Origin of the sequence: Methylocella silvestris BL2 (assembly GCF_000021745.1) — a bacterium.
GTDB classification, from domain to species: domain Bacteria; phylum Pseudomonadota; class Alphaproteobacteria; order Rhizobiales; family Beijerinckiaceae; genus Methylocapsa; species Methylocapsa silvestris.
In genome coordinates this window covers 565,587-577,778 of the sequence record NC_011666.1, presented here as the reverse complement: position 1 = coordinate 577,778, position 12,192 = coordinate 565,587, and the positions used below count along the sequence as shown (strand labels likewise).

12 protein-coding genes are annotated in these 12,192 nt (G+C 63.5%); 2 read left to right on the top strand and 10 right to left on the bottom strand.

All coding sequences use genetic code 11. The features are described from left to right. Window positions 1–28 precede the first annotated feature (28 nt). The 5 genes from pdhA to eno all read right to left on the bottom strand — a co-directional run bounded on the left by pdhA (window position 29) and on the right by eno (window position 5,483). Complete coding sequence (pdhA, locus tag MSIL_RS02640) at window positions 29–1,063, bottom strand: pyruvate dehydrogenase (acetyl-transferring) E1 component subunit alpha (RefSeq protein WP_012589561.1); 1,035 nt, start codon at window positions 1,061–1,063, stop codon at window positions 29–31. 174 nt (window positions 1,064–1,237) lie between these two features. Continuing rightward, window positions 1,238–1,561, bottom strand: coding sequence for an FtsB family cell division protein (locus MSIL_RS02635; protein WP_012589560.1), 324 nt, complete (start codon window positions 1,559–1,561; stop codon window positions 1,238–1,240). A gap of 33 nt (window positions 1,562–1,594) precedes the next feature. Then, a complete protein-coding gene (locus MSIL_RS02630) occupies window positions 1,595–2,854 on the bottom strand; it encodes an anion transporter (RefSeq protein WP_012589559.1) in 1,260 nt (419 codons plus the stop codon). After that, window positions 2,851–4,086, bottom strand: a complete 1,236-nt coding sequence (locus tag MSIL_RS02625) for an MFS transporter (RefSeq protein WP_012589558.1) — start codon at window positions 4,084–4,086, stop codon at window positions 2,851–2,853. The genes MSIL_RS02630 and MSIL_RS02625 overlap by 4 nt, the downstream gene beginning before the upstream one ends. 113 nt (window positions 4,087–4,199) lie before the next feature. Next, window positions 4,200–5,483 (bottom strand): phosphopyruvate hydratase, encoded by a 1,284-nt coding sequence (eno, locus tag MSIL_RS02620; protein WP_012589557.1) that lies wholly within the window; start codon window positions 5,481–5,483, stop codon window positions 4,200–4,202. Between the two features lie 346 nt (window positions 5,484–5,829). Between eno and MSIL_RS02615 the strand changes: the two genes are divergently transcribed. After that, a complete protein-coding gene (locus tag MSIL_RS02615) occupies window positions 5,830–6,594 on the top strand; it encodes a lytic transglycosylase domain-containing protein (RefSeq protein ID WP_012589556.1) in 765 nt (254 codons plus the stop codon). Between the two features lie 27 nt (window positions 6,595–6,621). Here the strand turns inward: MSIL_RS02615 and MSIL_RS02610 are convergent, their stop codons facing one another. Next, entirely contained in the window at window positions 6,622–7,203 is a 582-nt protein-coding gene (locus MSIL_RS02610; RefSeq protein WP_012589555.1) for a TetR/AcrR family transcriptional regulator, read from the bottom strand. Window positions 7,204–7,402: 199 nt separating this feature from the next. On the opposite strand from MSIL_RS02610, the gene queF reads away from it, so the two are divergent. Beyond that, on the top strand, window positions 7,403–7,864 hold the full coding sequence (gene queF / locus MSIL_RS02605) for a preQ(1) synthase (protein WP_012589554.1): 462 nt from the start codon (window positions 7,403–7,405) through the stop codon (window positions 7,862–7,864). A 5-nt stretch (window positions 7,865–7,869) separates the two neighbouring features. On the opposite strand, the gene MSIL_RS02600 is transcribed toward queF, so the two are convergent. The 4 genes from MSIL_RS02600 to tpiA all read right to left on the bottom strand — a co-directional run bounded on the left by MSIL_RS02600 (window position 7,870) and on the right by tpiA (window position 12,146). Then, the gene (locus MSIL_RS02600; protein WP_012589553.1) at window positions 7,870–8,940 is read right to left on the bottom strand and encodes an aldo/keto reductase; all 1,071 of its coding nucleotides are present in this window, start codon (window positions 8,938–8,940) and stop codon (window positions 7,870–7,872) included. 57 nt (window positions 8,941–8,997) lie between these two features. Beyond that, complete coding sequence (locus MSIL_RS02595) at window positions 8,998–10,626, bottom strand: CTP synthase (protein WP_012589552.1); 1,629 nt, start codon at window positions 10,624–10,626, stop codon at window positions 8,998–9,000. Between the two features lie 138 nt (window positions 10,627–10,764). Continuing rightward, entirely contained in the window at window positions 10,765–11,136 is a 372-nt protein-coding gene (gene secG, locus MSIL_RS02590) for a preprotein translocase subunit SecG (RefSeq protein WP_012589551.1), read from the bottom strand. A 218-nt stretch (window positions 11,137–11,354) separates the two neighbouring features. Further along, window positions 11,355–12,146 carry a triose-phosphate isomerase gene (gene tpiA, locus MSIL_RS02585; protein WP_012589550.1) on the bottom strand — a complete coding sequence of 264 codons (792 nt, stop codon included), beginning with the start codon at window positions 12,144–12,146 and terminating at the stop codon, window positions 11,355–11,357. Window positions 12,147–12,192: the final 46 nt, after the last annotated feature.

Below are 12,192 nucleotides of genomic sequence, written 5' to 3'. Positions count from 1 at the left end.
CGCTTGCCGCGGGCCTTGCGAAAGCGCCTTATTTCAGAATATCGGTCCAAAGCTCGGCCGGATCGGGCTCGGGGTCATGCGAGGCGAAGTCGACTGCTTCGGCGACAATGGCGCGAACCTCGGCGTCGATCGCCTTGAGCTCGTCCTCAGGCACATTGTGGTCCCGCAGCAGCCGCGCCCTGACCTGCTCGATCGGATCATGCTCCTCGCGCATCTTCTGCACTTCTTCCTTGGAGCGGTATTTGGCGGGATCCGACATCGAGTGGCCGCGATAGCGATAGGTCTGCATCTCAAGGATGATCGGGCCGTTGCCGCCGACGCACCAGTCGCGGGCGCGTTCGATCGCCGCCTTGACCGCGCGGACATCCATGCCGTCAACCTGTTCGCCGGGAATATTGAAGCTCTGGCCGCGCTTGGAAAAGTCGCTCATCGCGGAGGAGCGCTTGACTGACGTCCCCATGGCGTAGCGGTTGTTTTCAACGATGAAAATAACCGGCAGTTTCCAAAGCTCCGCCATATTGAAGCTTTCGTAGACCTGCCCTTGATTGGCCGCGCCATCGCCGAAATAGGTGTAGGAGACATTGCCGTTGGAGCGGTAGCGATTGGCGAAGGCGAGGCCCGTTCCGAGCGGCACCTGCGCGCCGACGATGCCGTGGCCGCCGTAGAAATGCTTCTCCTTGGAGAACATGTGCATCGAGCCGCCCTTGCCTTTCGACAAGCCGCCCCGTCGTCCGGTCAGTTCGGCCATGACTCCCTTGGGATCCATGCCGCAGGCGATCATATGGCCATGATCGCGGTAGCTGGTGATGGTTTGATCGCCGGGCTTCGCCGCCATCATGACGCCGACGACGACGGCCTCCTGCCCGATATAGAGGTGGCAGAAACCGCCGATGAGGCCCATGCCGTAGAGCTGCCCGGCCTTCTCCTCGAAGCGCCGGATCAGCAGCATTTCGCGATAGGCCTTGAATTCCTGCTCTTTGGTGAAGACAGGCGGCGCCGGCGGCGGTTCAGTCCCTTTCCGGGACCGTGATTCGGTGCGGACGGAGCTTGATGCGTCGGCCATCACGGACCTTCCTTGCTTGGCGTCTCGGCGTTTCCGCAGGCAAGCTAGCGCAGCTTGTCGCCGAAAGCGAGCGGCGCGCGCCAAATGATTTAGATCAATTTCTGAAGGCTGCGTAGCCCTTGCCCGCGGCAGAGGCAAGCGGCGGACGATAGTACTTTGCGGCTAGGGGTCGGCCTATTGCGCCGGTCGCGGCAGCATGACGACGAGGTCATTCTTGTCGGCGCGGCCAATCAGGGCGCGCGCCTCTTCGTCAAGGAGATCGCGGTCGACGATGGCGCCATTGATCAGCGCGATCCGGCGGCGCCACAGGGCGCTTTCGGCCTTGAGGCCATCGAGTTCGGTCTGGAAACCTGCAATCTTCAGCTGATATTCGTCGTTGGTTTTGAGGCCGCGCTCGCCATTCAGGGCGTGCCAGACGAAATAGCCGCCCGCCGCGCCGGAGACGCAATAGAGCAGAAGCGGAAAAACGATCGCGCGGATGCGCCTGCGGATGACCATGCCCGAACTTCGCCGACGAAGGTTAGCGAATGATTAACGCGGTCCTGCATTCAGCGCGAAGGTCCCGAAGCCAAGGCTGAGCAGAGTCAAGGGTAGGCCGACCTTGAAATAATCGAGAAAGGAGATGACGACGCCCGACCGCTTTGCGCGCTCCGCGACGATAAGATTGGCGATCGAGCCGACGAGCGTCAGATTGCCGGCGAGCGTCGAACTCATCGCCACAATGAGCCAGGCTTGATTGGCGTCCGGGAGCGCCTCAAGGAAGGGTTTCAAGACCAGCACCGCGGGAACGTTGCTGATGAGATTGGACAGGGCGGCGGCGACCCCGGAGAGGATCCAGCCACTGTCGAGGCGAAGTCCGGCGACGGTCGCCAGCGTCGTCGGCGTCAGCAGAATTTTTTCGGCGCCCGACACGACAATGAACAGCCCGGCGAACATCAAGAGAAGCGCGCCGTCGAGTTGGGCATAGATCTTTTTCGGATTGACGGCGCGTGAGACGAGGAGCAGCGAGCCGCCAATGATCGCCGCCTTCGCCACTGGCGCGCCGGCAAAAAAACCGGCGATCACGCAGGTGGTCACCAGAGCCGCCTTGGCCGTCTGCCAGCGATGCAGGGGGGATCGGGCCGCCGGCTCAGCGGCGGTGAATTTCGTTGAAAACTCAGCGCGATGCAGCAGCGCGATGAGGCAGAAGGTCAAAAGCAGCGCAACAAGGGCGATCGGCGTCAGCCTTAGGGCGAATTGCCCATAGGGAATATGCGAGGCGACCCCGATCATCATATTCTGCGGATTGCCGGTAAAGGTTGCGACGCTTCCAGCGTTCGAAGCCATCGCAACGGCCAGCAGATAGGGGACGGGATTGCGGCGCAATTTGTGCGCCGCTTCAAGGACCAGCGGCGTCAGGGCGAGGCAGATTGCGTCATTGACGAGGAACGCCGACAGCAATCCCGTGACCGCGACCACGCCGGCGAGCAGCGTCAGCGGGCCGTGCGCTCTCTTGAGCACAAACCGGCCTGCAAAATCGAAGAAACCGGAAATCCTCAGTTGCGCGACGATGATCATCATGCCGAGAAGCAGCGTGATCGTGTCGAGGTCGACCGCTTTGAGCGACTCCTCGAAACTCTGCGGGCCGACGATGAGCATCAGCGCCGCGCCCACAAGCGCCATGCCGGCGCGGTCCATCCGCAAGCCGGGCGCGCGGCCGACGGCGACGCCGCAGAGCGTGGCCAGGAAGATCGCGATCGTCGCAATCGCGCGCCAGTCGATCGCCCCCCAGTCTATTTCGCCAAAGCTCATCGCGCCGCGGCCACGGCGGGAATTTGCGCAGCCTGTGGCCGATCGGGCTGAAGCGTTTCCGGCATGGCGAAGAGATAAAGCAGAAATCCGCCGGCCGCTATCGCGCCGAGTACGAGAAAGGCCGCCGAATAGCCGGCATGGACGACGATCAATCCCGCCAGGGTCGTGCTCACGGCAGCGCCGATCCCCTGCGCTGTAATGACCGCGCCCTGCGCCAGGTTGAAATGGCCCGTGCCGCGCGTGAGATCGGCAACCACGATAACAAACAGCGCGCCATAGAGGCCTGCTCCGACGCCGTCGAGCGTTTGCACGGCGACAAGCCAGATGGGGTCGTCGGACAGGGTGTAAAGAAAACCGCGCAGCGGCAGAATCGCAAAGGCGGCGAGAAACAGCGGCTTGCGGCCCCAGACGTCGGCTCTGAGGCCGACGAGGGCCGCCATCGGCGTCATGACGATTTGCGCAGCGACGATGCACGCCGACATCAGGGCCGTGCCCTGGTTCTTATCCTGCAGCGCCAGCTTCTGGCCCACCAATGGCAGCATGGCGGCGTTGGCGAGATGGAAAATCACGCAGCAAAGGCAAAAGATCAAAAGGCCCTTGCATGAGAGCAGAACTTTCAGCGCCGACGGCTTTTCGCCCGTGGCGTCGTCGCCCGGCGCAAGTCCCCTCGCCTGCTCGTGGTCGATCGCCTTGGGATCGACGGCAAGGACGCTTGCGATGGATAACAGGGCCATCGCCGCCATCAGATAGAAGACGACCATCGGCCCCCATTTCCACGCCAATAATCCCGCGACCGCAGCCAGAAAGGCGTTGCCGGCGTGGTTGAAACCTTCGTTGCGGCCGATCCGGCGCGTGAACCGCTTTGGGCCGACGAGACCGAGGGTGATCGCTGCGATCGCGGGGGCAAAAAACACCGCCGCTGCGCCGGCCGCCGCCTGCGAGGCGGCGACGAGCGCAAAAGAGGGCATGAAGGGAAGAAGAAGCGAGGCGACTGTGACGACCAACGCGGCGACAATGATGATGGCGCGTTTGGCGCGGCTGGCGTCCGTCAGCGCGCCCGCCGGCGTCTGGGCGACAATCCCCGCAAGTCCAGCCACCGTCATAACGAGGCCGATCTTGTCTTCCGGCCAATGACGCTCGGTCAAAAGATAGATGGCGAGATAAGGCCCGAGGCCCTCGCGGACATCGGCCAGAAAGAAATTCAATGCGTCGAGCGTATATTGAAGGCGCACGTGACCGCCAAGGGAGCTGAGAGCTTGTCGCTCCAAGTCCTGGCGGCGCGGCAAGTTCCCCCGCCTCGCCGCTGAATTAGCGGCGGCGACGGAGGCGCATCACTCGGCCCTCGTCAGGCGAGGGCTTTCAGCGCCTTCAATCCGGCGTAGCGCGCCTGCGAACCGAGCTCTTCCTCGATGCGGATCAGCTGGTTGTATTTCGCGGTGCGGTCCGAGCGGGCCAGCGAGCCGGTCTTGATCTGCCCGCAATTGGTGGCGACGGCGAGATCGGCGATGGTCGAATCTTCGGTTTCGCCCGAGCGGTGCGACATCACCGCGGTGTAGCCGGCCCGCTGCGCCATATCGACGGCGGCTAGCGTTTCGGTCAGCGAACCGATCTGGTTGACCTTGACGAGGATCGAATTGGCGATCCCCTTCTTGATGCCTTCCTCAAGCCGCGTGACATTGGTGACGAACAGATCGTCGCCGACGAGCTGAATCTTGGAGCCGATCAGTTCCGTGACGGCCTTCCAGCCGGCCCAGTCGTCTTCCGACATGCCGTCCTCGATGCTCGCGATCGGATAGGAGGCGCTGAGCTTGGCGAGATAATTCGCCTGTTCCTCCGGGGAACGAGTGACGCCCTCGCCGGAGTAGACATAAGCCCCGTCCTTAAAGAATTCGGTCGCGGCGCAGTCGAGGCCGAGGAATATATCGACGCCGGGCTTGAAGCCGGCCGCTTCGATTGCCTGCACGCAGAAATCGAGCGCCGCTTCGGCGGAGGGTAGATTGGGGGCGAAGCCGCCCTCATCGCCGACATTGGTGTTGTGTCCGGCCTTCTTCAGCGAGCTTTTAAGCAGCTGAAAAACCTCAGAGCCCCACCGGACGGCTTCCGCGATCGAGGGGGCGCCGACCGGCAGGATCATGAATTCCTGAAAGTCGATCGGATTGTCGGCATGCACGCCGCCATTGATGATGTTCATCATCGGCACGGGCAGGACATGGGCCTGAACGCCGCCGACATAACGGTAGAGCGGCAACGCCGAGGCGTCCGCCGCCGCCTTGGCGACGGCGAGCGATACGCCCAAAATAGCGTTCGCCCCTAACTTGCTCTTGTTCGGCGTGCCGTCGAGCGAGATCATAATCTCGTCGATTCTGCCCTGGTCTTCGGCTTCAAGGCCGCTCAGGGCCTCGAAAATATCCCGGTTGACGTTTTCGATCGCCTTCAACACGCCCTTGCCGCCGTAGCGCGACTTGTCGCCATCGCGCAATTCGACAGCCTCATGCGCGCCGGTCGAAGCGCCGGACGGAACAGCGGCGCGGCCATGCGAGCCGTCCTCGAGCGTGACGTCGACCTCGACGGTCGGATTGCCGCGGCTGTCCAGAATCTCTCGTGCGGCAATATCGATGATCGCAGTCATGACGGCTCCTTGGGGACTGTTCGATTTTGGGGGTGTGGGTCTGAGGCGTGCTTTAGTGAACGGTCGATTGGCGGGCTTGTCCGATTTTGCAAAGGTTTTTACGACGAAGCTTCGCCGGACGAAAGGGCCGGGGCGCGCCGCCGCATGTGGAATTTTTTAAGCATAGGCGGGAAAAACATTGGCGGGTCAGAGCGCCGGGCCGGGATCGCCGCAAGGGCCGGCAATGCCGACCACGCCCATTGATGGGCAAGCGAAAGACTTGCCGCGCGCAAAGCCTTTGTTCAAGGTTCTCTTCTAGCATACGGCTCCTAGGGCGCTTGAGCGCGCAATTCGGATCGAGCGGAATATGGCGGCGGGCAGGATAGCCTTTGCGATTGTGTTATTGTGCACATCCTGTGGCGCCGATGACGCCGTCGCGGCTCCCGACGCCGCTCCCGCGCAAACGCCGACGCCGCTCGCGCGCCCCACCGATCTTGGCGGCGGCGCTCCGCAACAGGCCCAAGAACCCGCCGGGCAAGCCTCTGATGGGGTTGCCGAAGAGCGGCAGAAATTTCGCGGCCTGCTGCGCCGGGAGGCGGAGAAGACGGGGCTGCCGTCCGATATCGCCGACGCCGTCGTCTCGATCGAAAGCGGCTATGACCCGAGCGTGATCGGCGGCGTCGGCGAAATCGGCCTCATGCAGGTGCGGCCGGAGACCGCTGCGATGCTCGGCTTTCGCGGCGACAGCGCCGAACTCGCTCAGCCTGAAGTCAATATCCGCTATGGCGTCGCCTATCTCGCCGAGGCCTGGCGCCTCGCCGGAGGCGATCTCTGCCGGGCCTTGATGAAATATCGCGCCGGCCATGGCGAGGAGCAGATGTCGGCGCTTTCAATCATCTATTGCGGCCGCGCGCGCGCTCATCTTGCCGCCATCGGCTCGCCCTTCGCCGCGGGGGCCTCGGTTCCGATGATCGCCGATGCGGCCGGGCCGCGCCTGCGAACCGCAATGCGCCGCGCGCCGCGGATTCGGACCGAGGCGGTCAGCCGGGCGTTCTGGGCGGCGCATGAGGCAAGAATCGCCGCGATCACCCGCCGCATCGAGGCGAAATGGCGAAAGGTGGCTTCGCGCTAGCTGCAAAATGCCCCGAGCCGGATCGGGCTATTGCGCCAAGCCGCGCAGCAGCAATCGGAATACCGCGTCGAAATTCAGCGACGCCTCGGGACGGCTCCATTCGTCCGCATGCAGCGGATGGTGGAACTTGACTGTCGCGTCCAGGATCGCCCGCGCGGCTCCGCCGGGATCGATGGCGGCGAACGCCCCCTGCTTCGCCCCATCGTCGATGATTTTCGCGATATGCGTCGCGCGGCGCTCCATCTCGGCGGCGACAATCGATCGATTGGCGCGGGCCAGGCCGGCATAAGCCTGAAACAGATCCGAATCGTTTTTTGCCTTGGCCGATTGCGAGGCGATCAGCACGTCGAACCAGCGCCGCAGCCGCTCGGGCGCCGGGCCGTTCTCGGCCGCAATGACGGCGAGCGGTCCCGCGAGCCGCTCGAGCCAGCGCGCGACCACGGCGTCGATCAGCTCCGCCTTGCCATCGAAATGCCGGTACAGCGCGCCGTGGCTGACTTTTAAGGCGCGAGCGACATCCGTGACGCTGGTTTTGGTCGGCCCGAACCGGCGCAGCGCAGCCTCTGTGGCGTCGAGGATGGCGTCGGGGGTGAGCGGTTGGTCATTCATCGGCTGCGGAGCCTCGCCATATGGTTTTGCAGCTATACCGATCGCGATAACAGATTTCAACATCTGTCATCACGTTGTTGCATTATTGATTTCGTTCGCGAGGCACAGAATTGGCTTGAAACAACGGCGCGGTTTGGCGAGATCAGGGCTAAGCAATCCGGGGCCGGCCCGTCAGCCCTCCCCTTCTCAATGAGGCCCCATGGTCAAAATTCACGACGGGGCGAGCCAACTGGGCGCAAACGTCGCCGCGCCGCGCTCGCCGGAGGAGGCGACGCTCGAACGCGTGGCGAACCCGCATGAGGAAGCGCTTTATCTCGCCCGCTTCACCGCGCCCGAATTTACCTCGCTCTGCCCGGTGACCGGGCAGCCGGATTTCGCGCTCCTCGTCATCGACTATGCGCCGGACAAATGGATCGTCGAATCGAAGTCGCTAAAGCTTTATCTGGGATCGTTTCGCAACCGTGGCGCTTTCCACGAGGACTGCACGGTGCGGATCGGCAAGGATCTTGTCGCCGTGCTGGCGCCGCGCTGGCTGCGCATCGGCGGCTATTGGTATCCGCGCGGCGGGATGCCGATCGACGTATTCTGGTCGACGGGGGCGCCTCCGCCTGGCCTGTGGCTGCCGGATCAGGGCGTGCCGCCCTATCGCGGGCGCGGGTGAGCGTTTTAGGGCGCGAGATTGCCGCTTGTTTGGTGCACAGCGTTGATCCTGTCCTCGAGCTCAGGCGGGATCGTCACTTTGATCGAGCCGATATCGGTCTTCAATTGCTCCATCGTCGTCGCGCCAATGATCGTTGACGTCACGAACGGCCGCGAGGTCACGAAGGCCAGCGCCATTTGCGCCGGGTCGAGGCCAAATTCCTTCGCGATCGCAAGATATTTGGCGATCGCTTCTTCGACGCCCGGCTTCTCGCAGCGCTGGGCGCGGCCAAACAGGGCTGTCCTGGAACCGGGCGGCCGCGCGCCGCACTGATATTTGCCGCTGAGATAGCCCTGCAGCAAAGGCGAATAGGCGAGCAGCCCGACCTTTTCGCGCATGGCGATTTCGGCAAGGTCGATCTCGAACGTGCGGTTCAACAGATTATAGGCGTTTTGAATCGAGACGACGCGCGGGCCCTTGCCGGCTTCCGCCGCGGCGACAAAGCGCATGGTTCCCCAGGACGTCTCATTGGACACGCCAAAATGGCGGATCTTGCCGGCCTTCACGAGTTCATTGAGAATTTCGACGGTCCCGGGAATCGGATTTTCGGGCCCCTTGGCGGGCTCGCGGAACGTCGTCGAGCGGTCCGCGAACAGCTGAACCGGCCGATCGGGCCAATGCAGCTGGTATAGATCGATATAGTCGGTTTGCAGCCGCCGCAGCGATTGATCGACCGCGTAAAAGATATTTTTGCGATTAAGCTCCGTCGGCTTGCCGAACAGCCGGTACGGCTTGGTCCCGCCGCGCAGCCAGTTCGCGCTGCCGCGGCCGCTGACTTTAGTCGCGAGCACGATTTTGTCGCGGTTTTTCCGCGCCTTGAACCAGGACCCGATGATCTTTTCCGTCTCGCCCTGCGTCTCGGGGTTCGGCGGAATGGGATACATCTCGGCGGCGTCGAAGAAATTGACCCCCTGCTCCAGCGCATAGTCCATCTGCGCATGGGCCTCGGCGTCGGTGTTCTGCTGGCCCCAGGTCATGGTGCCAAGGCAGATCGCCGGAACATTGAGATTGGTGCGGCCGAGTTGGCGCAACTCCATGACGACCTCCGTTACGCAGGCTGAGATTCGTTCGCGGGAGCCATGCGTCCCGCTGGATCAAACGAGGCGCGATTGCTCCAGCGCCGCGGCGATAAAGCTTGCGAACAGCGGATGCGGCTCGAACGGCCGCGATTTCAGCTCGGGATGGAATTGCACGCCGATGAACCAGGGGTGATCCAGAAGTTCGATCGTCTCGGGCAGCAGGCCGTCGGGAGAGAGGCCCGCAAAGATGACGCCGTTTTCGGCCAGCCTCTCGCGATAGGCTGTGTTGACCTCATAGCGGTGGCGATGACGCTCGGAGATCTCGGTCGCGCCATAGATCGCGGCGATCTTCGAATGCGGCGCGAGGCTCGCGCGATAGGCCCCTAACCGCATCGTCCCGCCAAGATCGCTCTCGGCGGCGCGAATCTGAAGTTCATTGCCACGCATCCACTCGGTCATGAGGCCGACGACCGGCTCTTTCGTTGGACCGAATTCGGTCGAATTCGCGTCCTTGACGCCGGCGAGCGAGCGAGCCGCCTCGATGACCGCCATCTGCATGCCAAAGCAGATGCCGAAATAGGGCACCTTGCGCTCCCGCGCGAAGCGCGCCGCAAGAATCTTGCCTTCCGCGCCGCGCTGGCCGAAGCCGCCCGGAACGAGAATGCCATGCACGTGGTCGAGATAGACGGCGGGATCGTCGCTCTCGAACACTTCGGACTCGATCCAGTCGATCCGGACATTGATCCGGTTCGCCATGCCGCCATGGGCGAGCGCCTCGATCAGCGACTTATAGGCGTCCTTGAGGCCGGTATATTTGCCGACGATGGCGATCGTCACCTCCCCTTCGGGATTATGGACGCGCTCCATCACCGCGTTCCAGCGGCTCATATCCGGCTTTGGCGCCGGCTCGATGCCGAAAGCGGCGAGAACCTCCTGATCGAGGCCGGCGGCGTGATAGGCGCGCGGCACGTCATAGATCGATTGGACGTCGCGCGCCTCGATCACGGCGCTTTCGCGCACGTTGCAGAAAAGCCCGAGCTTGCGCCGCTCCTCGCGCGGAATGGTGCGGTCGGTGCGGCAGAGCAGAATGTGCGGCTGGATGCCGATCGAACGCAATTCCTTCACCGAATGCTGCGTCGGCTTGGTCTTGAGTTCGCCGGCGCTCGGGATAAAGGGCAGCAAGGTCAAATGGATATAGATCGCATGCGACCTTGGCAGATCATTGCCGAGCTGGCGGATCGCCTCGAAGAACGGCAGGCCCTCAATGTCGCCGACCGTGCCGCCGATCTCGACCAGCACGAAATCGACGCCGTCCGTTCCCGAAAGAACGAAATCTTTGATCGCATTGGTGACATGGGGAATCACCTGCACCGTCGCGCCGAGATAGTCGCCGCGGCGCTCCTTGGCAATGATCTCCTGATAGATCCGGCCGGTCGTGATATTATCGTCGCGCAGCGCCGGGCGGCCGGTGAACCGCTCGTAATGCCCAAGATCGAGGTCCGTCTCCGCTCCGTCGTCGGTGACGAAAACCTCGCCGTGCTGATAGGGGCTCATCGTCCCCGGATCGATATTGAGGTAGGGATCGAGCTTGCGCAGGCGGACGGTGTAGCCGCGGGCCTGAAGCAATGCGCCGAGCGCCGCCGAAGCCAAGCCTTTACCAAGCGAGGAGACCACGCCGCCGGTGATGAAAATATACCGCGCCATGGGCTTTGAGCTCTATCCGAGTTTCGCCGCGAGAGGAAGCCTATTCCGCTTCCTCTCCGGCTCATCCACAGTGAAGATTTGTCAGACCGCGCCGGGGGAACGGCTGCGGTTTGGCCGCTCAGATGAAGACGCGGGCCATCAACGCGGCGGCGAAGCCGGGGGCGCCGACTGGCGCTGATCTTCGAGCTGCTTCAGCTGATCGAGAAGGCCGCCGCCCGTGCTCGGGGCCGCCGGCGCATTCGGCTCAGGCGCAGCCGCCGGGACATGCTGCAGGATCGAGGAAGGCGCCTGGGTATATTTGGCGAGCGCCGTCAGCCCCAAGCTCGTCGCGAAGAACAGAGCCGCGAGGATCGCCGTCGCCCGGGTCAGCACATTGGCCTGTCCGCGGCCGGTCATGAAGCCGCCGCCGCCGCCAACGCCGAGCGCGCCGCCTTCCGACCGCTGCAACAGCACTGTCACGACAAGCGCCACGACGATCATGAGGTGGATGACGATCAGCACCGTCTGCATCGAAACTCTCTTCCCTGACTCTGCCTGAGGGGTCCTGGACCCCGATTTCGGTCTTTAAGATAAGCAGTACCCGCAGCGTCGCCAGTTTTCCGCAGCGGCGCCGGATTTGCCGGGTTCTACAACGGGCGGCGTCGAAGGCGCCAGCAAATAAAGCGGCGACGCCTCGGCGGCCTTCGGCTTGGCGCCTGTCGGAAGCGTCCTTTCAGGCCGCAATTGGTTTAGGACGCCAGGCAATAGTCGCGATAAACGCCTGCGATCCCCATAAAATCCTTGGCGGTCAGACTGGCGCCGCCGACGAGGGCGCCATCGACATTCGGGACGCGCATAAGATCGGCCGCATTGTTCGGCTTGACGGAGCCGCCATAAAGGATGCGGATCCCATCACGAATGCGCGGCAGATCGACGCCGACCCGCTCGCGGATGAATCGGTGCATCTCGGCGATATCTCTGAGCGTCGGCGTCAGGCCTGTGCCGATCGCCCAGACCGGCTCATAGGCGATCACGAGGTTTTGCGGCGTCGCCTCGCCGGGAATCGAGCCGGTCAGCTGCGAGCCGACGATCGGCAGGGCGTCGCCCGCCTCGCGCTGGCCGCGGGTCTCGCCGACGCAGACGATCGCGGTCAGTCCCGCCCTGAAGGCGCCGCGGGTTTTTTCGCGGACGGCGGCGTTGCCTTCATTGTGGCCGGCCCTGCGCTCGGAATGGCCAAGAATGACATAGGAGGCGCCGGCGTCCCTCAGCATTTCCGCCGAGAGATCGCCAGTAAAGGGCCCCTTCGGCTCCCCATGGCAATGCTGGCCGCCGAGCCCGACTCCCGCCGCATGGCAGGCGGGCGCCGCGGAAATCAACAAAGTCGCCGGCAGACAGATCACGACCTCGGCCTCACCGGCTTCGCCGGCCGCCGCGGCCACGCAAATCTTCTCGGCCTCGACGAGATCCTTGCGCAGACCGTTCATTTTCCAGTTACCGGCGACGAGGGGGCGCCGTTCCGACCGCGAGGGCCCGTTTGTCATTATCAAGCTTCCGGCTTTAAGGCTCGCGATGAGCCGCAGACGCGTT